The organism is Eikenella sp. NML120348, assembly GCF_001648435.1.
Classification (GTDB): domain Bacteria; phylum Pseudomonadota; class Gammaproteobacteria; order Burkholderiales; family Neisseriaceae; genus Eikenella; species Eikenella exigua.
Genome location: NZ_LXSP01000006.1, coordinates 1 through 21,984 on the forward strand (window position 1 = coordinate 1; position 21,984 = coordinate 21,984).

16 protein-coding genes, 2 tRNA genes and 2 pseudogenes are annotated in these 21,984 nt (G+C 55.7%); 7 read left to right on the top strand and 13 right to left on the bottom strand.

Annotated features, from left to right (window positions below; translation table 11 throughout):
• Positions 1 to 241: pseudogene (locus tag A7P99_RS10280) on the bottom strand (gamma-aminobutyrate permease); the annotation flags it as partial.
• A 364-nt stretch (positions 242 to 605) separates the two neighbouring features.
• Positions 606 to 2,054, bottom strand: coding sequence for a glucose-6-phosphate dehydrogenase (zwf, locus tag A7P99_RS08310; RefSeq protein ID WP_067449256.1), 1,449 nt, complete (start codon positions 2,052 to 2,054; stop codon positions 606 to 608).
• Positions 2,055 to 2,172: 118 nt separating this feature from the next.
• Between zwf and pmbA the strand changes: the two genes are divergently transcribed.
• Positions 2,173 to 3,501, top strand: a complete 1,329-nt coding sequence (pmbA, locus tag A7P99_RS08315; RefSeq protein ID WP_067449258.1) for a metalloprotease PmbA — start codon at positions 2,173 to 2,175, stop codon at positions 3,499 to 3,501.
• 173 nt (positions 3,502 to 3,674) lie between these two features.
• A pseudogene (locus A7P99_RS09825) lies at positions 3,675 to 4,542 on the top strand (DMT family transporter).
• 126 nt (positions 4,543 to 4,668) lie between these two features.
• On the opposite strand, the gene adhP reads toward A7P99_RS09825, so the two are convergent.
• A complete protein-coding gene (gene adhP / locus A7P99_RS08325; protein ID WP_082880740.1) occupies positions 4,669 to 5,706 on the bottom strand; it encodes an alcohol dehydrogenase AdhP in 1,038 nt (345 codons plus the stop codon).
• Positions 5,707 to 6,080: 374 nt separating this feature from the next.
• Between adhP and thrB the strand changes: the two genes are divergently transcribed.
• Positions 6,081 to 7,343 (top strand): homoserine kinase, encoded by a 1,263-nt coding sequence (gene thrB, locus A7P99_RS08330; RefSeq protein WP_067687241.1) that lies wholly within the window; start codon positions 6,081 to 6,083, stop codon positions 7,341 to 7,343.
• A gap of 72 nt (positions 7,344 to 7,415) precedes the next feature.
• Here thrB and A7P99_RS08335 read toward each other — a convergent pair whose 3' ends face one another.
• The 9 genes from A7P99_RS08335 to recJ form a co-directional block, all read right to left on the bottom strand.
• Complete coding sequence (locus tag A7P99_RS08335; protein ID WP_067449262.1) at positions 7,416 to 8,210, bottom strand: thymidylate synthase; 795 nt, start codon at positions 8,208 to 8,210, stop codon at positions 7,416 to 7,418.
• 213 nt (positions 8,211 to 8,423) lie between these two features.
• Positions 8,424 to 9,716, bottom strand: coding sequence for a 23S rRNA (uracil(1939)-C(5))-methyltransferase RlmD (rlmD, locus tag A7P99_RS08340; RefSeq protein WP_067687208.1), 1,293 nt, complete (start codon positions 9,714 to 9,716; stop codon positions 8,424 to 8,426).
• Positions 9,717 to 9,776: 60 nt separating this feature from the next.
• Positions 9,777 to 9,959: a DNA gyrase inhibitor YacG gene (gene yacG, locus A7P99_RS08345; RefSeq protein WP_067687211.1), complete on the bottom strand. Its 183-nt coding sequence runs from the start codon at positions 9,957 to 9,959 to the stop codon at positions 9,777 to 9,779.
• Positions 9,956 to 10,732, bottom strand: coding sequence for a cell division protein ZapD (gene zapD, locus A7P99_RS08350; RefSeq protein WP_193563048.1), 777 nt, complete (start codon positions 10,730 to 10,732; stop codon positions 9,956 to 9,958). Before zapD ends, yacG begins: the two co-directional genes overlap by 4 nt.
• Before the next feature lie 3 nt (positions 10,733 to 10,735).
• Positions 10,736 to 11,341 (bottom strand): dephospho-CoA kinase, encoded by a 606-nt coding sequence (gene coaE / locus A7P99_RS08355; protein ID WP_067449266.1) that lies wholly within the window; start codon positions 11,339 to 11,341, stop codon positions 10,736 to 10,738.
• A gap of 1 nt (position 11,342) precedes the next feature.
• Positions 11,343 to 12,200, bottom strand: a complete 858-nt coding sequence (locus A7P99_RS08360) for an A24 family peptidase (protein WP_067449268.1) — start codon at positions 12,198 to 12,200, stop codon at positions 11,343 to 11,345.
• Between the two features lie 89 nt (positions 12,201 to 12,289).
• Positions 12,290 to 13,525, bottom strand: a complete 1,236-nt coding sequence (locus A7P99_RS08365; RefSeq protein ID WP_067449270.1) for a type II secretion system F family protein — start codon at positions 13,523 to 13,525, stop codon at positions 12,290 to 12,292.
• 33 nt (positions 13,526 to 13,558) lie between these two features.
• The gene (gene pilB, locus A7P99_RS08370; protein ID WP_067449272.1) at positions 13,559 to 15,232 is read right to left on the bottom strand and encodes a type IV-A pilus assembly ATPase PilB; all 1,674 of its coding nucleotides are present in this window, start codon (positions 15,230 to 15,232) and stop codon (positions 13,559 to 13,561) included.
• Between the two features lie 242 nt (positions 15,233 to 15,474).
• Complete coding sequence (gene recJ, locus A7P99_RS08375; protein ID WP_067528534.1) at positions 15,475 to 17,172, bottom strand: single-stranded-DNA-specific exonuclease RecJ; 1,698 nt, start codon at positions 17,170 to 17,172, stop codon at positions 15,475 to 15,477.
• A gap of 217 nt (positions 17,173 to 17,389) precedes the next feature.
• Between recJ and A7P99_RS08380 the strand changes: the two genes are divergently transcribed.
• The 3 genes from A7P99_RS08380 (at position 17,390) to fumC (ending at position 19,301) form a co-directional block, all read left to right on the top strand.
• Positions 17,390 to 17,465, top strand: a tRNA-Val gene (locus A7P99_RS08380).
• A 10-nt stretch (positions 17,466 to 17,475) separates the two neighbouring features.
• Positions 17,476 to 17,552, top strand: a tRNA-Asp gene (locus tag A7P99_RS08385).
• A gap of 354 nt (positions 17,553 to 17,906) precedes the next feature.
• Positions 17,907 to 19,301 (top strand): class II fumarate hydratase, encoded by a 1,395-nt coding sequence (gene fumC, locus A7P99_RS08390; RefSeq protein ID WP_067687214.1) that lies wholly within the window; start codon positions 17,907 to 17,909, stop codon positions 19,299 to 19,301.
• A gap of 347 nt (positions 19,302 to 19,648) precedes the next feature.
• On the opposite strand, the gene A7P99_RS08395 is transcribed toward fumC, so the two are convergent.
• Positions 19,649 to 20,854: a hypothetical protein gene (locus tag A7P99_RS08395; protein ID WP_067444249.1), complete on the bottom strand. Its 1,206-nt coding sequence runs from the start codon at positions 20,852 to 20,854 to the stop codon at positions 19,649 to 19,651.
• Between the two features lie 567 nt (positions 20,855 to 21,421).
• Here A7P99_RS08395 and nrdG point away from each other — a divergent pair.
• Positions 21,422 to 21,979 carry an anaerobic ribonucleoside-triphosphate reductase activating protein gene (gene nrdG, locus A7P99_RS08400; protein WP_067528482.1) on the top strand — a complete coding sequence of 186 codons (558 nt, stop codon included), beginning with the start codon at positions 21,422 to 21,424 and terminating at the stop codon, positions 21,977 to 21,979.
• Positions 21,980 to 21,984: the final 5 nt, after the last annotated feature.

Here is a 21,984-nt window from a genome sequence, read left to right on the forward strand (position 1 = left end):
CCAAGGAAGTCATCAGGAAATACACCATCAGGCCGATGGCGGCATAAGCCACCAATGCGCCGCCCGGGCCTGCCATATGGATGGCGCTGCCGCTGGCCATAAACAGGCCGGTGCCGATGCTGCCGCCAATGGCGATCATCGAAAGATGGCGGGTTTTTAAATTGCGGCGGATTTTGTTTTTGTTGGCCTGCGTGGTAGCAGGGTTGGCCGCGGTTGAAGGGGTTAGATTCGGTGTGCTCATGCTCTATTTCTCCCGACGAGGCTGCCTGGCAGCAACTAAACCGAAACGGAAACCTTGCAAAACTGCAAATTGGCAAAGATTCCCACCTTAACTTTGGGGCATTATAGGAGCAATCACTACTTGGTAAAACCGCTTAAACCTGCAGTTAAATCAAATAAACGGCATATACTGCTATTTTTAATAGAAACATTACTCGAAACAAAGACTTTTGATTTGCCCGAGAGTAGCTTGATATCTAGCTTTGCGTGAATTTTTTACCTGCTGAACCCCGTTTCACAACGTGTCATAAACACCACATCCGCAAACTTGGGGCTACCTGAAAACTGTCTATTTTTGATATCTCGTTTTCAGGTAGCCTTTTGATCTAGCGATGGCGCCAATCCACGCCGCAGGCGGCGGCCATTTCGATGGCGGCTTCGGGGGCGTGGCTGCCGGCAGGGTAGGGCTGGGGTTCGGGTTGGCGTGCCGTCCAGTCGTCGAGCACGGGCTGGAGCCAGCGCCAGGCGGCTTCGAGTTCGTCGCTGCGCATAAAGAGGGCGAGTTTGCCGTTTATCGCGTCGAGCAGCAGGCGCTCATAAGCGTCGGCACGGCGTTCGGGGAAGATTTTGAGCAAGTCCAAATCCAGTGCGGCTTCGTGCACGCACAGGCTAGTGCCGGGGGCTTTCATTTGCAGGAACAGCTTCACGGATTCCTGCGGCTGCAGGCGCACGCTGATGCGGTTGGGCGAGCCGCCGCAGCCGAATACGGGGTGGGCTTCCGGCCAGAAGTGGAGCACGATTTCAGCCAGCCGCCCGGCCATGCGCTTGCCGCTGCGTAACAGGAAGGGCACGCCGCGCCAGCGCGGGTTGTCGATTTCGGCGCGTAGGGCGATGAAGGTTTCGGTGCGGCTTTGCGGGGCTACGTTGGCTTCTTCGCGGTAGCCGCACACGTTTTCGCCCCGGATTTGGCCGGCGGTGTATTGGCCGTGTACCACATCAGCACGCACGCTGTAGGCATTGAAGGGCTTGAGTGCACGCAAGACGTTGAGCTTTGCGTTGCGCACGTCGTTATCGCCGAGCGACAGTGGCGGTTCCATGGCGGTGAAGCACAAAAGCTGCAACAGGTGGTTTTGCAACATATCTCGCAGGGCGCCGGTTTGGTCGTAGAACTCGCCGCGTTTTTCCACACCGAGCTCTTCGGCAATGGTGATTTCCACGGCGCGGATTTGGGCGGCACACCACAGTGGCTCGAACAGGCGGTTGGCAAAGCGCAGGGCGAGCAGGTTTTGTACGGGCTCTTTGCCGAGATAATGGTCGATACGGTAGATCTGCTCTTCGCGGAAGAAGGCGGCCACGGCGGTGTTGATGCTTTGCGCGGAGGCAAGGTCGTGGCCGAGCGGTTTTTCCAGCACGATGCGGGTTGCGGGGCGGTTCAGCCCAGCGTCGGCCAGATTGCGGCAGATGGGCATGAAATAGTGCGGCGCGGTGGAAAGGTAAACCACCAGGGCGCGGCTGTTTTGCCCGGCTTCGGCGCCGAGCAGCGCGGCGAGGCGGTGGAATTGTTCGGCATTTTCGGCGTCTACGGGCAGATAGTTGATGCGTTGGCAGAAGGTATGCCACGTTTCGGCTTCGAGGTTGGGAATATGCGGTCGGGCAGATTCTTCTACTTTTTTCAGATAGCCTGCGCGCCCTAAATCGCGGCGGCCGAGGCCGATGATGCGGCCGCCCGGGTGCAGCGTGCTTGCGGCGTGGGCTTGATAGAGGGCGGGCAGCAGCTTGCGCATCACGAGGTCGCCAGTGCCGCCGAAAAAGACTATATCGAAAGGGGTAGGCATAGTTGGATAGGCCGTGAATAAAAAACAGGCGCATTATAGCCCCGCCGTCAGGCTACCTGAAAATTTAGCATCGGCTCAGGTACAATACGGCGTTTTCATTTGATACGGGTACACCACCATGTTCAACCACAGCGAGCAAACCCTGCGCGATGTTTGCACCCAAGTCCTCGAGCTGGCTAAAGCCGGCGGTGCCACCGCGGCCGAAGCCGACGTGAGCGAGTCCATCGGCCAATCCGTGCAGGTGCGGCTGCAGGAAATCGAGCACATCGAATACCAGCAAGACAAATCGCTCGATCTCACCGTATATGTAGGCCGGCGCAAAGGCCGCGCCAGCACCGCCGATTTCTCCCCCGCCGCCATTGCCGATACCGTGCGCGCCGCGCTCGATATTGCTCGCTACACCGCCGAAGACCCCTGCGCCGGCCTGGCCGAAGCCTCCCTGATGGCCACCGAATTTCCTGATTTGCAAAGCTACCACGAATGGCCGCTGAGCACCGCCGAAGCCGCCGAACTCGCCCGCCGTAGCGAAGCCGCCGCCCGCGCCGCCGATTCCCGCATCACCAATTCCGAAGGCGCCCACATCCAAACCGGCCATTATCAATATGTATACGGCAACAGCCACGGCTTTATGCAACACCAGCGCAGCAGCCGCCACAGCCTGTCTTGCAGCGTGGTGGCCGGCAGCGGCAGCGGCATGCAGCGCGATTATTGGTACGACCTCGCCCGCAGCAGCGCCGATTTGGACACGCCCGAACACATCGGCCAAACCGCCACCCGCCGAGCCGTGCGGCGCCTCGGTGCCAAAAGCCTGCCCACCGGCAGCTACCCTGTGCTATTCGATGCCACCGTTTCAGGTAGCCTCATCGGCCACCTCGCCGGCGCACTCAGCGGCGGCGCACTCTACCGCCAAACCAGCTTCCTGCAAGACAGCATCGGCCGCCAAATCCTCCCCGCCGCACTCAGCCTGCGCGAAGAGCCGCACCTGCCCAAAGCCCTGGCCAGCACCGCCTTCGATGCCGAAGGCGTCGCCACCCGCCCCCGCTTCGTGATTGAAAACGGCATCATCCAAGGCTACTTCCTCAGCAGCTACAGCGCCCGCAAACTCGGCCTGCCCACCACCGCCAACGCCGGCGGCGCCCACAACCTCATCCTCAGCCACACCCACCCAAGCCAGGCCGAGCTCCTGCGCGAAATGGGCAGCGGCCTGCTCGTTACCGAACTCATGGGCCAAGGCGTCAACACCCTCACCGGCGACTACTCGCGCGGCGCCGCCGGCTTTTGGGTGGAAAACGGCCAAATCGCCTACCCCGTGCAGGAGATCACCATCGCCAGCCGCCTGCAAGACATGCTGCCCAACATCGCCGGTGCCGCCAACGACGCCCTCAAACGCAGCGTCCACAAAACCGGCTCCCTGCTGCTCGAACAGATGACTGTGGCCGGGCATTGAGCGGGCGTGTGCCGGATGCAGTGAAAGAGGCTACCTGAAAACGCGGACTGCAACGAATTGAACCTGCCGCATTGCCGTTTTCAGGTAGCCTTTTCTATCCTTGCGGGCAGGCATGCTGGCGCAGTAAACTGCTTGCACAATGATTTTCGGCAGGGCATGCCTGAGGAGGTGCTGTGTTTTACCAAGTTATTGCACTGCTTTTATGGAGCAGTGCTTTCATTGCGGCCAAATATTCCTACACGATGATGGATCCGCTGATGATGCTGCTGTTCCGGCTGGGGATTGCGGCTTTGCTGGTGTTGCCACCTTGCCTGCGCTATTGGCGGACTATTGAACGGCGCTATTGGCCGGGGCTGTTATGGCTGTCGTTTTTAAATTATGTGGTGGTGCTGGCTTTGCAGTTCTGGGGGGCTGAAGTTTACTTCAGCAGCGAGCACGTCCACCATTGCGGGGCTGGAACCGCTGTTAACGGTGTTTATCGGCCATTTCTTTTTTCACGACCGTGCCGAGTGGTACCACTGGTTATGCGGACTGCTGGCCTTTATCGGCGTGGCGCTTTTGATTGCGGGTGGCGGCGAGGGCGGCGACATCAGTTTGCTGGGCTGCTTGATGGTGTTGGGCGGCGGGGTGGTGTTCTGTGCCACATTGCGTCCGACGCAGAAGATGATCGCGGCCATCGGTGCGCCGGCGTTTACGTCGTTATCGATGGGGTTGGCACCTTTGTTGTGTTTGCCGGTGAGCCTGCTGCTCGCGGATGATTTGCACATTGGCTGGAATTTGCCGGGCACGTTGGGGCTGCTGTATTTAGGGGTGTGTTGCAGTTGGTTGTCGTACACTTGTTGGAACAAGGGCATGACCAGTGTGTCGTCGAATGTGTCGGGTATGCTGACGGCCTCGGAGCCGATTTTCGGCACGCTGCTGGCCGTGTTGATTTTGGGTGAGCGTATTTCGGCCATGTCGCTGGCGGGCGTGGTACTGGTGATTTCTGCCACGGTAGGCTCGGTGGTGATGCCGAAATGGCTGGAGCGGCAGCGATCGTAGCTTGCATTGATAGGGGGTGTGTTCTGCACATGGCCTACGCGTTGATTTCAATTTTCAGGTAGCCTCCCGCAAAGCAAGCAGGCCGCCCCGTTTTGGGGCGCGGCCTGTTTGTTTACAGCCTAAGGTTTAGTGATGGCAACCGCAGGCTTTCATGTCGATAACCATACGGCCTTGGATTTTGCCGTCGCGCATTTCTTGGAAAATGGCATTGGCTTCGTCCAGCTGGCGCAGCTGCACCACGGGCACCACGATGCCTTCGGCGCCGAATTGGAAGGCTTCTTCCAAGTCTTTGCGCGTGCCCACCAGTGAGCCCACCACTTCGATGCCGTCCAGCACCAGGCGCGGAATCGACAAATCCATGGTTTCGGGCGGTAGCCCAACGGCCACCACGCGGCCGCAAGCGCGCACGCAATCCACAGCGGAATTGAATGCAGCGCGGGACACGGCAGTTACCACGGCGGAGTGGGCGCCGCCGGTTTTCTCTTGAATGAACTTGGCAGCGTCTTGTTTGGCCGGGTTCACAATCAAATCAGCGCCGGATTCTTTGGCCAGAGCCAGTTTGTCGTCGTTGATGTCCACGGCAATCACGTGTGCACCGAATACTTTCTTGGCGTATTGCACGGCCAGGTTACCCAAGCCACCGGCGCCGTAGATGGTAATCCACTGACCTGGCGCCGCGCCGGCCACTTTGATGGCTTTATAGGTGGTTACGCCGGCACAGGTGATACTGCTGGCCTGGGCAGGATCGAGGCCTTCGGGCACTTTCACCGCATAATCGGCTTTCACCACGCAGTGGGTGGCCATGCCGCCGTCGGCGGTGTAGCCGGCGTTCAGCACGCTGCGGCAGAAGGTTTCACGGCCGGTGATGCAGTATTCGCAGTGGCCGCAGCTGGCAAACAGCCAAGCAATGCTCACGCGGTCGCCTACTTTCAGGGTGGTTACGTCGGGCGCAATCTGCTTCACGATACCGATGCCTTCGTGGCCGAGCACACGGCCGGGTTTTTTACCGTAGTCGCCGGCAGCCACGTGCAAGTCGGTGTGGCAAACGCCGCAGTATTCCACTTCCACCAGCGCTTCGCCCGCGCCCACGGCAGGGATGTCGCGCTCAACGATTTCTACGTTACCGTCGCATTGGGGGGTAACAACTGCTGCTTTCATTTTCATGGCTATGATCCTTGTGCTGATTGGTTGATTAGGGGGACTACTCGATCGGAAGTATGCACTTTTTCCAAGCTGGCAGTCAAGGCTTATTAACAAAATAACTTATTGATTTAAATCATGTTATATTATAACTTTCGCTTGAATTGGGTCGCTTAAATAGAGGCTACCTGAAAGCAGCGCGGGCAGGGCGGCTGGCGCAGTTTGGTGGCGCCGGGTTTAGCTCGTTTTACGGCTGGCGGCTGGAAATTATTGCGATATTATTTTTGCCGAGGCATACGGTTTCTGATGGATGCTGAAGCTTGCGCTTTCAGATAGCCTGCCTGCTGTTTCATTTGCTAGAATGCCTATTCCTCAACCACTTTGCCGCGATGCCCGCCATGTCTGTTTACACCAGCGTTTCCGATCAAGAAATCCGCCAGTTTTTAGAAGACTACGACTTAGGGGGCTTCGTGTCGTTGCAAGGCATTGCCCAAGGCGTGACCAACAGCAACTATTTCCTCGACACCGACTGCGGCCGCTATGTGCTCACCATCTTCGAGGTGCTCACCCGCGAAGAGCTGCCCTTTTTCATGGATCTCAGCCAGCACCTTAGCCGCAACGGCGTAGCCTGCCCCGCGCCCATTCCTCGGCGCGACGGGCGCTTCGACAGCACGCTCGCCGGCAAACCCGCCTGCCTCGCCACTTTTCTCAATGGCCGTGACATCGCCGTACCCGATGCCGCCCAATGCTTCCACACCGGCGCCATGCTCGCCAAAATGCATATCGCCGGTCGAAGCTTCGGCCAAAGCATGCCCAACCCGCGCCACGCCGCCTGGTGGGAAGCCGAAAGCCGCCTGCTGCCCTGCCTGAGCAGTGAAGATGCCGCGCTGCTGCAAGACGAAATCGCCTTTCTCGCCGCCCACCCCGACAGCCACCTGCCCCACGGCATCATCCATGCCGACCTGTTCAAAGACAACGTGCTGCTCGACGGCATTCAGGTAGCCGGCTTCATCGATTTCTACTACGCCTGCAACGGCAGCTTCATGTACGACCTCGCCATCGCCGTAAACGACTGGGCGCGCCTGGCCGACAACCGCATCGACCCGCAGTTACAGAAAGCCTTTATGCGTGGCTATCAAAGCGTGCGCCCCCTCACTCCCGCCGAACAGGCCTACCTGCCCATTGCCCACCGTGCCGGCTGCATCCGTTTCTGGGTATCCCGCCTGCTCGACTACCACTTCCCGCAGGGCGGCGAAATGACCTTCGTGAAAGACCCTGACGTTTTCCGCGACCTGCTGCTCTATTTCCGCCAACGCCCCGCTCCCGCCGCAACCGACCAAGCCCTGTTCAACCTCGAAGGCAAAGTGTTCCAACCCGCCGAAGCAGGCCATGCAGGCGAAACACCCGAACGCTGCCACTTCCACCAAGACGGCGACACCGTGTGGGCGGAATACCAAGGCGGCGGCATCCGCAAAGGCTTCCTGCTCGGCCGCTACACCGAACGCAGCAGCATTGCCTACGCCCGCCAACACCTCACCCTCGCCGGAGCCGCCCACAGCAGCAGCGGCCGCCTGCGCATCGAAACCCTGCCCGACAGCCGCCTGCGACTGCATTTGTTTAGCGAAGACGGCGAAGCGGTGTGGGACGAGTGCGTGCCATAGGACTGTTGGAGTAGGGATGTGAAAAGGCTACCTGAAACTTTCAGGTAGCCTCTTGTTTGATTGCTGCCGATACTACACCGCCACTTGCGCTTTGATATGCGGGTGCGGGTCGTAGTTTTGCAGCTCGAAGTCTTCAAAGCGGAAGTCGAACAGGTTTCGCACTTCGGGGTTGAGCTGCATTTGCGGCAGGGCTCGCGGCTCGCGGGTCAGCTGGAGTTTGGCTTGCTCGAAGTGGTTGCTGTAGAGGTGGGCGTCGCCGAAGGTGTGGATGAACTCGCCGGGTGCGAGGCCGCACACTTGCGCCATCATCATGGTAAGCAGGGAATAGCTGGCGATGTTGAAGGGCACGCCGAGGAAGACGTCGGCGCTGCGTTGGTAGAGCTGGCAGGAGAGGCGGCCTTCGGCTACGTAAAATTGAAACAGGGCGTGGCAGGGGGGCAGCGCCATTTCGTCAACGAGGGCGGGGTTCCAGGCGGATACGATAAGACGGCGGCTGTCGGGGTTGCGTTTGATTTGTTCGACAACGTTGGCGATTTGGTCGATATGCCGGCCGTCGGGGGCGGGCCAGGAGCGCCATTGGTAGCCGTATACGGGGCCGAGGTCGCCGTTTTCGTCGGCCCATTCGTCCCAGATGGAGACGTTGTTTTCTTTCAGGTAGCGGATGTTGGTGTCGCCTTTGAGAAACCAAAGGAGCTCGTGGATGATGGAGCGCAGGTGGAGCTTTTTGGTGGTGAGCAGGGGAAAGCCTTGGGCGAGGTCGAAGCGCATTTGGTGGCCGAATATGGAACGGGTACCGGTGCCGGTGCGGTCGGATTTGTTGGTGCCGTGGCTGAGGATGTGCTGCATGAGGTGGAGATAGGGTTGCATGGTGTGATTGGGTTGGGTGTCGAAATGGGGGTATTGTACACGTTTGAGGGTGTGGGGAGGAAAGGGAAAGGCTACCTGAAAACGTAGCGCAGCAAAGTTTCTGCGTTGCTAAAGTTTCAGGTAGCCTTTTTATGGCGAATGATCAGAATGCTGGTGCGTTGGCTCGCTGCCTTGCTTTATGAGCATTTTAGTCTGCTATAGCGGGCATGGAGGCTATTCCAAATCGAAGCAGCCGACGGTTTCAACGTGGGCGGTTTGGGGGAACATGTTGACGATGCCGGCATTGCGGAAGCGGTAGCCTTTGCCTACGAGTACGGCGGCATCGCGGGCGAAGGTGGCGGGGTTGCAGGAAACGTACACGATGCGATGGGGGAGGTAGGGGGCGTGCAGGGCTTGGACGAGGGCGTAGGCGCCGCTGCGGGGCGGATCGAGCAGGATTTTGTCGAAATAGCCCCAGCCGGCGACGGTGTGTTCGGTGGTTTGGAAGAGGTCGGCGCTGTGGAACTGGGCGCGTTCGGCGAGGTGGTTGAGGCGGGCGTTTTGGCTGGCACGCTCGGTGAGCGCGGGCGAGCCTTCGATGCCGATGACTTGTGCGCCGGCGGCGGCGATGGGGAGGCTGAAGTTGCCGAGACCGCAGAAAAGGTCGGCGATGCGTTCGCCGCTTTGGGGCCGCAACAGCTGCATGGCGCGGGCAACGAGCAGGGCGTTGGCGGCGGGGTTGACTTGGGTGAAGTCGCCGGGGCGGTAGGGGAGGGTGAGGGCGTATTCGGGCAGGCTGTAGCTGAGTTGGGGGCTGTCTGGCAGAAGGGGTTGGGCGGGCTGGTGTGGGGTTTGCAGCCAGATGTGCCAGTTGGCGGGCAGGCTTTGGGCGTGCTGGATGAGGTGGGCGCGGGCGGCTTTGGGGAGGTGTTCGGTGTGTAGGGTGAGGCTGTTGGCGGTGGGGCTGTGGTGTAGTTCGATGGTGTGGACAGGGGCGTGCAGGCGGTTGAGCTGCTGGAGCAGGGCACGGGTGTTGCCCAGTTGGCTGGCAAGCTGGGGGGCGAGGATGGGGCATTGTCGGATATCGACAATGCGGTGGCTGCTGTGGCTTTGGAAGCCGAGGATGGTGCGGCCTTGGCTGTGGTGGGCGCTGAGGCGGGCGCGGTGGCGGTAGCCCCAGGCTTGGCCGTAGACGGGGGGCAGGAGGTATTGGGGGCGGATTTTGCCGAGGCGTTGGAGTTGGTCTTCGAGGATGCGTTGTTTGTAGGCTACCTGAACGTTGCTGTGGACGTGTTGGAGGGTGCAGCCGCCGCATTGGTTGTAGTGGGGGCAGGCGGGGGCGGTGCGGTAGGGGGAGGGGGTGAGGATGCGGGCGGTTTGGGCTTCGTCGTGGTGTTTCTTGCTGCGGGGGATTTGGTAGACAACGGTTTCTTGGGGCAGGGCGCCGGTGATGAAGGTGGTTTTGCCGTGGATGCGGGCTACGCCGCGGCCTTCGTGGTCGATGCTGTGGATGGTGGCGGTGTTCATGGTGTGGATAGATTGAGGCTACCTGAAAGCGGGATTGGGGTTTCAGGTAGCCTCTGTCGACTATTCGTGGTCGCCAATCTGGGGAGGGGCCTCTTCCTGGTTGGGGATGCGGTAGCTTTCGTCTGCCCAGGTGCCTAGATCGATCATTTTGCAGCGTTGGCTGCAGAAGGGGCGGCAGGGACTGCTCTCGCTCCAGAGTACAGGCTTTTGGCAGGTGGGGCAGGATACGGTGCGCTGGGTCATGGTTTGTCGGTGATGGGGTCGAAGCTGCACATTTTGAGCTGGAAGGGGATGTCGGTGTCGATCTGTTTTCCGCGCGGACTGTCTTGGGTGGCTTGGGTGAAGCGGATATGGGTGAAGTATTTGTTGGCAGAAATCTCGGGCAGGGTGTGGTGGGATTGGGCCACATCTACGGTGAGCATGTGGATGTTGCTGCCGAGCTTGGTGTTTTGATAGTTGCCTTGACGGGCGAGGCATTCGAGGCGGATGCTGTTGCGGCGCAGGATGCGCAGCAGCAGGGAGATGGCATCACCGGTGGGGGTGAGGGAGCGAATCCAGCAGCCGAGGTCGGCCACGCGCTGCTCAAAGGGCAGTTGCAGCCAGTAGTGATAAGAGGGAAGGTCGAAGGGGCTGGTGCCGCCGGATACGAGCATACGCTGCTTTACGCCCATGAGCCATTCGTTTTCGCGCAGATGTTGGCCGAATTTTTGTTGGACTTCTTGCAGATTCTGGGTGGCCTGGTAGAGGTCGTCTTGCTCGGGGGTGGAGTCGTATTGCTCGCGTTCGGCTTGGGAAATTTGCTGGCGTTGGCGTTCGAGCTCTTGCAGGATGTCGAGCTTGAGTTCGGCGCGGGAAGCGCAATCCATGATTTCGAACAGGGTACCGAGGGCGGCATGGTGTGCCCAAGGGTCTGGATGGCTGACGGTGGCGTTGAAGCGGGAAAAGAGATGCTCGAGGCGCAGGAAGTTGCGGATGCGTTCGGACAGAGGGTGTTCGAAGGTAATGATGGCGGACATGGTTCAACTACCGAATAATTGTTGGTAAATAAGGTGTTGCCGCTTCACGGCGGCAGCAAACTCGGGCAGGCCGGCTTCATTGCTGATGAGGTCGTCGGCAATGCGGCGGCGCTGTTGACGGCTGACCTGGGCGGTGAGAATGCCGTTAATCATATCACGGGTAAGGCCGCTGCGTTCAATGGTGCGGCGGATTTGTGTTTCTTCGCTGCAATCGATAACGAGAATGCGCTGGAGAATGCTTTGAAAAACAGGCTGCTCGGTAAGCAGGGGGATTTCGATGATGCCGTAGGTGGCTTGGGGATATTGCTGCTGTTGCATCCGGATTTCGGCGAGAATCAGTGGGTGGAGGATGTTTTCGAGCTTGGATTTGGCTTCGGGGGATTGAAAAACGAGTTGGCGCAGGGTGGCGCGGTTGAGGCTACCTGAAAAATCGAATACGGCCTCGCCAAAGGCAGCACGGATGGCGGGCAGGGCAGCTCCGCCATCTGCGGTGAGGGCGCGGGAGACAGCATCGGCATCAATCAGCGGCACGCCGTGTTGGGCAAACAGGCGGGCAGCGGTAGATTTGCCGCTGCCGATGCCGCCGGTGAGGCCGACCCAGGCGGTCATATCAGATGAATCCGGATTTGTGCAGCCACCATTGGATGCCTTGCAGGATATAGCTGTTGGCAGCAAAAACCAGCCAGCCGGCAATGGCGAGCGCGGGGCCAAAGGCAATGGGCTGGCCTTTAGCAGCACGCATCACTAAGGCAGCAACGAGACCAACCAAAGCGGCCACGAAAACAATAACGGGCAGGGTGCTAACGCCGAGCCAGGCGCCAAGTGCGGCGAGCAGTTTGAAGTCACCATAGCCCATGCCCTCTTTACCGGTGATGAGTTTGAATAGGTGGAACAGCAGCCAGAGGCTCAAATAGCCGACCACAGCACCGAGCAGTGCTGAAGGCAGACTAACAAAGCCTACCTGCCAGTTGAACAGCAGGCCGAGCCAAATCAGGGGCAGGGTGAGCTGGTCTGGTAAGAGTTGGGTATCGGCATCGATAAAGGTGAGGGCAACCAGCATGGCGGTGAACACGAGGCCGCCAAGGGTGAGCCAAGTGTAGCCGTAGCGCCAGACGACGATGCCAAATAGGATGCCGGTGAGCAGCTCGACGGCGGGGTAACGCCAGCCGATGGGGGTGTGGCAGCTATGGCAGCGGCCGCGTAGCAGCAGGTAGCTGATGATGGGGATATTTTGCCACGGTTTCACCGGGCTGCCGCATTTGGGGCAGCGCGAGGGCGGGGTGCTGATGTTGAACGGTTTTTGGTCTTCTTCGTCCAGCGGCAGTTCAAGATGCTGTTTGGCAGCGATACGCCATTGTTTCTCTAGCATGACCGGCAGGCGGTAGATAACCACGTTGAGAAAGCTGCCCACCAGCAGGCCAAGCAGGACGGCGAAGGGGATGTAGATTTCGGGATCAAGATTGGTCATGGGCGTGGTGCGGGTATATTTTCAGGTAGCCCGTGGGAGGCTACCTGAAAGGCTAAGATGATTAAGATGGAATGGGTTGACTGAATAGATTAGCCAACTACGCTGCCCAGGTTGAACAGTGGCAGGTACATGGCAACTAGAATCACACCAATAATGCTGCCTAATACCACCATAATAATCGGTTCCATCAGGGACGATAGAGTAGAAACGGCAATATCTACTTCTTCCTCATAAAATTCCGCAGCTTTGTTCAGCATATCGTCCAGCGAGCCAGATTCTTCACCGATAGAGGCCATTTGAAGAACCATATTGGGGAACAGGTCGGTTGATCCCATTGCGGTAGTTAAAGAAGTACCTTGATTTACTTGGTTACGGATACTTCTAGTAGCTTCCTCATAAATAATATTACCTGATGCGCCGCCTACGGATTCTAGTGCCTCCACCAGCGGTACACCAGCGGTAAATAGGGTGGCGGTTGTACGAGCCCAGCGGGCAATCGTACCTTTTTCTACTATGTCGCCGAAAATAGGCATTTTGAGCAATAGGGCATCAATACGTTTTTGCAGTTCAAATGAGCGTTTATGCCATTGAATAAAGGCTACTACAGAGCCAATCATTACAATGATGACGATCCAGCCGTAAGCTACCATGAAATCGGAAATACCCATCATAAATTGAGTAAGTGCCGGCATTTCTGCATTCATACCGTCATATACTTTCTTAAACTCGGGCAATACGAACATCATCATGATGATAACTAAAACGATGGCTACTACCACTACTGCAATCGGGTAAGTCAGTGCGCTCTTGATTTTCTTTTTGATGGCTTGGGTTTTTTCTTTATATACGGCCAGTTTGTCCAGTAGAGTTTCTAGTACACCGCCTGCCTCACCGGCATCCACTAGGTTGCAATAGAAATCATCAAAATATTTAGGATGCCTGCGGAATGCATTGGCCATAGACGTCCCTTGCTCGATGTCGTTGCGTACTTCCATCAAAAGCTTGGTCATAGAGGCATTGGAGTGACCTTTTGCCACAATATCAAATGCTTGCATAACCGGCAGGCCGGCTTTCATCATAGTAGCTAGTTGGCGGGTAAAAACGGTAATGTCGCTCTGGGTAATTTTCTTTTCGCGAACTTTTTTCTTTTTATGTAGGCTGATAACCTTGATGCGGCGGCGAGCGAGTTTGGCACGGGCATCCTGTTCGTCTTTGGCAACTACTTCGCCACGGACAATTTGTTCGGACTCCATGTGTCGGCCTTCAAATTCGTAGCTGGTTCCCGCCACTTTTTTGGGGTGGTTGTTTCGTTTGTTTGTAGCCATGATGATTCCCTTTAAAATGAAACGAACTTTGAATTAATCATTGGTGCTGGCAAGAATTTCTTCTAAGGTGGTAATACCTTGCATTGCTTTTAAAATACCGGCTCGGCGCAAGTCCACCAGTCCGTCGGCATAGGCTTGTTCGGCAATATCCACCTCGGTGCCGTTATTGATGATGATTTTCTGCATGGCATCAGTAACCGGCATGATTTCATATACACCGGCACGGCCTTTGAAGCCTTTGCCTTTGCAACGGTCGCAACCCACTTGACGGTATAGCTGCCAGTCATCCTTGGTCAAATCTTCTTCAGTGAAGCCGACTTTCAGTAAAGCCTCGGCAGGCGGACGTTCGATTGGTTGCTTGCAGGTGCAGAGTCGGCGCACCAAACGCTGTGCCATAATCAGATTAACCGAGCTGGCGATATTGAACGGTGCTACCCCCATGTTCAGCATACGGGATAGAGTGGCCGGGGCGTTGTTGGTGTGCAGGGTGGAGAACACCATGTGGCCGGTTTGTGCCGCTTTAATGGCAATATCGGCGGTTTCCAAATCACGAATCTCACCCACCATGATGATGTCTGGATCCTGGCGCAGGAAAGCCTTCAGTGCTGCGGCAAATGTCAAGCCTTGTTTATCGTTCACATTTACTTGATTGATACCAGGCAGGTTAATCTCGGCCGGATCTTCGGCAGTGGAAATGTTTACACTGTCGGTATTTAAAATGTTCAAGCAGGTATACAGTGACACGGTTTTACCGGAACCGGTCGGGCCAGTAACCAGTACCATTCCATAGGGGCGGTGGATGGCTTCCAGCAGCAATTCTTTTTGGAAAGGTTCGAAACCCAGTTGGTTGATGTTCAGCGTGGCAGCATCCGAATTCAAAATACGCATTACGATTTTTTCGCCGAATAGGGTGGGCAGCGTATTCACACGGAAGTCGATGGGCTTTTGGTTTTTATTGAACTGAATCTGAATACGGCCGTCTTGTGGAACGCGTTTTTCAGAAATATCCATTTTGGACATTACTTTTATACGTGAAGCAATCTGCCCGCGGATATTCAGAGGTGGTTGTACCACTTCACGCAGCTGACCGTCAGTACGGAAGCGGATGCGTGCCATTTCTTCGTAGAACTCAAAGTGAATATCAGATGCGCCAGTGTTGAGGGCATCAGACAGCACTTTGTGGATGAATTTGGCAATCGGGCCGTCTTCTTCTTCGTCATCCACCTTGAGTGCTGGTGCGGCCACGCCTGTGGGATCGGCAGAAATTTCATCCAAAATGGCTGTGGATGTTTGGCTGGCGAATTCCAGCAGACGATCTAGTTGCTCGTCGTTTACCAGAATCAGGTCGACAATTAGGCCGCTAGGGAAAACGAGCTTTTGGTATGTTTGCAACAAAGTGGGATCGGAGACACCCAAAAACAGTTTTTGCCCGCGTTTGAACAAAGGTACACAGCGGTACTCCATCATCTGGCTGTCGTTGAGCACATCCTGCACCATCATGCTGCGGGAGTAGAGGGACAAATCTAAAATCGGATAGTGGAACAACTTGGCCAAAAGTTGTGCCAAATCTGTCTGCTTGATGATGCCGGCTTCGGCCAGAATTGGAATTATATTTTTGTTTTGATTAACCTTTTCTCGGTATTTTTCAACCTGATCCTGTTCAATCAGCTTGGTTTGAAATAGGATGCGCAATAGTCCGACGCTCATAGTATTTGCCTGAGTAAAGTAGAATGGATTTCGAAATTTCGAGCGGATATTTGCTTTTTAGGATACCGCCCCCAATGTCCACATTTAGTAAGAATGCTTTTACAGTATTATAGTTAAGGTGCGATTATAAGTTAAATCATGGTAAGAATGCACCGTTTATGGAAAAAGTGATTATTCCCTGCAGCCAGATATGTTGGTGTACCATGAGGACAATGATAAGAGTTTTGGCTGTGTATTGCACATCAGCCTGCCTCCCAGTGGTCGATATGCAGTTGTAATTCGTATTGATTGCGCCATTGATTGGCGATGGGGCGGTATACGGTGTGAATTTTGGCCGGGAGTTCTTCGGTGCAACGGAAAAACATGGCTTCTACAGTGTGTCCGCCGCAGTTTAGACCAGCTTTTTTATGGCCGTTGCCAACTACCCGCTGCCACAATACTTCAAACTGGTTATAGAAACATGGGGGTTGAAAGCCTTGCCCCCATACTTGGTTGGACAGCGTTTCGGCAGTGTGCAGGGAAATTTCTTCTGGGTTCAGGCTGCCGTCGGTGAGGAAGGTGCTGGTAAGTGAGTCTCGATCTAGTAGTTCGGACAGCACGTTTTCGAAAGCCTGTTGGAATCGGGGAAAATCCTGTTCGCGGATGCTGAGGCCGGCAGCCATGGCGTGGCCACCGAATTTTAGAATTAGCTCGGGATGGCGTTTGGCCACCAAATCGATGGCATCACGCAGATGTAATGAGGGGATAGAACGGCCAGAGCCACGCAGTTCGCCATTGCCTGTGGGGGCGAACACGATTGAGGGGCGATGGAGGCGGTCTTTTAGCCGGCTGGCCACAATACCGACCACGCCTTGGTGCCAATCGGGATGGAAGGCGGTAATGCCCAGGTTGCTGCCAACGATGATTTGATCAGCCAGGGCAAGGGCTTCTTGTAGCATGTTTTGCTCGATTTCTTGCCGTGTACGGTTAAGTTCATTTAGCTGTTCGGCTAGTTCGGCGGCGGTGGCTGGGTCTTCGGTTAGTAAGCAGGCAATGCCGATTTCCATGTTTTCCAAACGGCCGGCAGCATTAATGCGCGGACCGATGGCAAAGCCCAAGTCAAATGGCTTGGCTTGCCGAATATCGCGCTGGGCTACCTGAAAAAGCGCCTGAATGCCGGGGCGGGTTTTGCCAATCTGCATTCGTTTGAGCCCTTGGCTAACCAAGATTCGGTTGTTGTAATCCAATGTCACCACATCGGCCACGGTGCCCAAAGCAACCAAGTCTAAAAGCTCGGCCAAATTAGGTTCAGGTAGCCTTTGTGGGTTGAACCATTGCTGTGTACGCAGCAGGGCGCGTAGGGCAGTTAATACATAGAAGATTACGCCCACTCCGGCCAGATTCTTGCTGGCAAACGTGCATCCCGGTTGATTGGGGTTAACGATGATACATTCAGGTAGCGTGTCGCCCGGCAAGTGGTGGTCGGTGATAATCACATCCATGCCCAATGCTTGGGCGTGTGCTACACCAGCGGTGCTGGAAATACCGTTATCTACGGTTAATAGCAGCTGAGTACCTCGTTTGGCAGCCAGCTCGGCTAATTGCGGGGTGAGGCCGTAGCCATGTTTGAAACGGTCCGGCACTAAAAACTCCACCCATGCCCCCATGCGGCGCAAGCCTAAAATGCCTGCCGCGCAGGCGGTAGCACCGTCGGCATCGTAGTCGGCCACAATTAAAATTCGCTCTTGCTCCCGGATGGCGCGAGCCAACCGTTCGGCGGCAGCATCAATATTTTTCAGTGATTGATAGGGTAGCAGGCTGGTTAAATGGTTATGCAGTTCGGCGGGGGAGCGGACATTGCGGGCTGCAAGCAGGCGTGCCAACAAGGGCGGAGTGCCGGCGGCCAGCAGGGCTTGTTCGGCTTCGGGGTCGGCTTGGCGGGTACGGATAACGGCGTTCATAAAGCCATAGTGCGTGGTATTAATTAAACGGCACATTATAGCGCAAACGGGTGGGCTGAGAGATTATCGACAGGTTGACGGGTGAAATGTTGAAAAAGTTTTTTCACTTTTATAACAGTGTGTTGCTATTTTATAGCAAGTTTTTTGTAAGAAATACTTGCAATGGCGCGGATAGTTTGGTGTAATGCTCCTCTTCTAGTGCTGTGCACGGAAACACGGGTGATTAGCTCAGTTGGTAGAGCGTCTGCCTTACAAGCAGAATGTCGGCGGTTCGACTCCGTCATCACCCACCATTTTGCGCGCGCGGTGGTAGCTCAGTTGGTTAGAGTACCGGCCTGTCACGCCGGTGGTCGCGGGTTCGAGTCCCGTCCACCGCGCCATTTCAATATAAAAACCCCGCTGCTTAAAGGCAGCGGGGTTTTGGCATTTCCAGTTTTAATATTTTCCATATCCCACCGTGAAAAGCCGCTTGGTTTTATGATATATTCCCCTTGGCTAGGAATAAGTTGGATATGTCTTAATATAGTTATTTAGAATCAGTATGATGCAGATAGTGCCCGCTTAGTTGTGCCATAATTGGAAGCCGCTATAATTGAAGCATATTTTTCATGCAAGGCGATAATCCGCAGACAGTATGAGCAATATGGCAAGGTGAGCCAACGCGGTAATTAAGTGTTTTATCTACCCAGTTGGTTTTTGAATTTAGAAATCTAACAAACTTCAGGAGCTGTGTGATGGAATTTCGCATTGAAAAAGATACCATGGGAGAAGTAAGGGTGCCGGCCAACCGGTATTGGGGCGCGCAGACCGAGCGCTCCCGCAACAACTTCAAAATCGACCCGGCCGCTTCTATGCCGCATGAAATCATTGAAGCCTTTGCCTATTTGAAAAAAGCCGCCGCGTTTGCCAATGCCGATTTGGGTGTATTGCCTGCTGAGAAGCGTGACCTGATTGCCACCGCCTGCGATGAAATTTTGGCACACAAGCTGGACGAAGAGTTTCCGCTGGTGATTTGGCAAACCGGCTCCGGTACACAGTCCAATATGAATTTGAACGAAGTGATTTCCAACCGCGCCCATGTGTTGAATGGCGGTAAGCTGGGCGATAAAAGTGTTATCCATCCTAATGATGACGTAAACAAATCCCAGTCTTCCAACGATACCTACCCTACTGCCATGCACATTGCCGCCTACCAAAAGGTAGTGCAGCACACCCTACCCGCCGTTAAGCGCCTGCAAAAAACCTTGGCTGCCAAAGCCGAGGCATTTGCCGACGTGGTGAAAATCGGCCGTACCCATCTGATGGATGCCACTCCGCTCACCCTCGGTCAAGAATTTTCTGCCTATGCCGCCCAGCTTGCCTACGGCATCCGTGCCTTGGAAAACACCCTACCGCACTTGGCCGAACTTGCCTTAGGCGGCACTGCCGTGGGCACCGGCTTGAACACGCCCAAAGGCTATGATGTTCAGGTAGCTTTCTATATCGCCAAATTCACCGGCCTGCCCTTTGTTACCGCGCCGAACAAATTCGAAGCATTGGCCACGCACGACGCTATTGTGGAAACCCACGGTGCATTGAAGCAGCTGGCTGTGTCGCTGTATAAAATTGCCAACGATATCCGTTTGTTGGCTTCCGGCCCGCGTTCCGGTATTGGTGAAATCCTGATTCCCGAGAATGAGCCCGGCTCCTCCATCATGCCCGGCAAAGTGAACCCCACCCAGTGCGAAGCCCTCGCCATGGTGTGCGCCCAAGTGTTGGGCAACGACACCGCCATTTCTTTCTCCGGCACTCAGGGGCAGTTCCAGCTCAACGTGTTCAAACCCGTGATGGCCGCCAACTTCCTGCAATCGGCACAGCTTTTGGCTGATGCTTGCATCTCGTTTGACGAACATTGTGCAGCCGGCATTGAGCCCAACCTGCCTCGTATCAAACAGCAGCTCGATAACTCCCTGATGCTGGTTACCGCGTTGAACACCAAAATCGGCTACGAAAACGCTGCCAAAATCGCCAAAGCCGCTCACAAAAACGGCACCACCCTGCGCGAAGAAGCCGTTAAATCCGGCCTCTTGAGCGCCGAGCAGTTTGACGACTGGGTACGTCCTGCCGATATGGTAGGCAGTTTGAAATAAGTTCAGTTAGGAAGGAAGAAGCGCATATTGGAAGCAGTATGCGCTTTATTTCGTTTATTGTTTGCACGGTAGGAAGGCTACCTGAAAAGTGTTTGTTTGGATTTTCAGGTAGCCTTTCGATGATATTTGTATCGGTATGGCCATAGTTAAAGCACTTATTTCTGCCTACTGTATCGGCAAGCTTTGCCGTACTGCGGCGGCTTGTTGCCCGGTATGAAGACATAAGTGCTTTGGCTATTGTTGCCTGCGTGCAATCTAAAGGCTACCTGAAAGTTTGGCTCCGCAGAAACTTCGCTGCGTTGCGCTTTCAGGTAGCCTTTGCTTGTGATTACTGACGGCTCAGTTTGTTAGCGGTTGCGGCCGTTGTTGTCGTACACCATTTTGGTGCCTTCAAAGATGTGGATGCTGGCGGCGCAGGTGGCGGCGGAGCATGTTTTCATCGGCAGGGTTACGCTGTAGCGGCCGCTGCGGGCGGGGCGGTAGCTGAACAGGGGCACGCTGTCGCCCAATACGTCTTGTTTCACCACGCGGCCATTGAGGCGTACGGTGAGGTCGATGTCGGAGCAGTTGTCGTCGCAGTCGCCGTAGAAGGTGTAGGCTTTGCCGGCGGTGAGGTTAACTTGCTCGGTGTGGCTCTGGCCGGCAGCAAGGCGTTGCTGGCGTAGTAGGAACACACGGGCGGCCGGGTCGTGGTTTTTCACGATGTTCACGTTGCTTTGCTGGGCATGCAGCAGGGAGGGGTCGGTGTCGGTGCTGCTTTCAAACACTTGCACGGAGTAGGCGCAGGAGTCGTTGTCGCAGTCTTCCATGCTGATGTTGAGCTGATGGCGGCCGCCTTGTTCGGCTTTGAAGCTCAATTGGGGTGCATCGTTGCCTTCGGTGTCGGAGGCGATTGTTTTGCCATTGGCGCCGAGGGAGAGGTCGAGGTCTTCGCAGGATTGGTCGCAGCGGCCGAACACGCTGTAATACTTGCCGGCGGTGAGCTCGATTTCCACACTGCGGTTTTGGCTGTCGGTGAGCTGGCCGCTAATCAGGGGCAGTTCGTGGACGTTTTTGTCGAGAGCTTGCTGTGCTTCGCGGGTGGTTTTTTGGGCGGCTTCCAAGGAGGCACCTGCGCTGTCACTGTTGCTTACTTTGCCGCCGCTAAACACGTGCAGCATGGAACGGCAACGGCTACGGGAGCAAGCGACCATTTCGGTGTTGAGTTCCACGCGGCCGTCGCGTTCGGCTTGCCAGGTGAAGCGGGAGCCGTCGCCACGGTTTTTACGGAATAGGGTGGTGCGGCCTTGGGTAACGCTGAATTTGATGTTGGAGCAGTTCACGGAGCAGTCGGCAAACACGGTATATACCTGGCCGGCTTTTACATCCAGTGTGGTGGTGTTGCTTTGGCCTTCTTCCAGGCGGAAGCTGCGCTGGAACAGCTGCTGTGCGGCAGGGTCTTCGCCTTTGATGGTTTCGGTGTGGTTGGATGCTTGGCTGGTGAGGTAATTGTCGGCAGCAAAGGCGGGTAGGGAGAGGGCGGCCAAAATTGGCAGCAGGGCGAGTTTTTTCATGGGTTGTTTCCTTTTGTTGGAGGAGAAATAAATTTTGCCAAGAGGGTTATAGCAAAGGAATGCGTTTTCGATACAAGGCATGCTAACGTCGCAGTGGAAGCGTGTTCATCCGCTATATGCAAAATTTTGCAGCATTATGCATGATTGCGTTAAATTTTCCAACTAATTTGCTCGGGTATGTATGTTTTGGCTGATACGTTGAAGGCTGCCTGAAGTTTTCCCTGCAGAAACTGCGTTGCGTTTTAATTGTGTTGAAGCTTCGCCTCCATGTAACCATTCCCCTGTCTGCCACAAGCTTCGTGCACTTTTGAGCTAAGTCAAATTCTGTGTCTGTCGAAGAGAGATAGGGATTCAGTTTTCCCTGCATGATGGATGGGTACAAACTCTTGTCTGCACAAAAATCTTCCTGCCCTTCAGAGGCTGTTCTCATTTAAAAGCATTCGTAATTAACCCGATTTAACGGCGCAGCCGCTTGCGTTTTTCCTGCGGAAGCAGGACAATTCACCACAACATATAGTGTTTTAAAAAATTTATTGCACTATATGTTGTATTTTTAAGGATAGGGCTATGGAAACGCTGAATTTTACCCGTGAGCAAATCGTTTGGCAGGAAGTGCCGGGCGAAGTGTCGCTGGCATTTCTGTTTTCCGGCTGCCCGCTGCGCTGCAAAGGCTGCCACAGCGCCGACAGTTGGAAGGGCAGTTTGGGCGCCGAACTGACTGCCGAATACCTGCAAAGCCGCCTGGCACGCTATCGCGGGCTGATTACCTGCGTATTGTTTATGGGCGGCGAGTGGCTACCTGAAAAACTGCTGCCGCTCTTGGAAACCGTGCGTGCAGCCGGCCTGCACACCTGCCTCTACACCGGCCTGGAGCAAGACGAGCTGGAACGCACCTCCATCGCCATCATCCCGCAGCTCACCTATCTCAAAACCGGCCGCTGGAAAATGGAACTCGGCGGCCTGGAAAGCCCGCACACCAATCAGCGTTTCATCGATTTGCGCACCGGCGAGGTGCTCAACCATCTGTTTATCGACGAGCAGGCCGCGCCCCGCCGCCCCGTCATCCCCTTGGTGCAACAACCGCCGCTGGCGGCGGCCGGTAGTCTGCATTTTCAATCGGCCTAACGGCT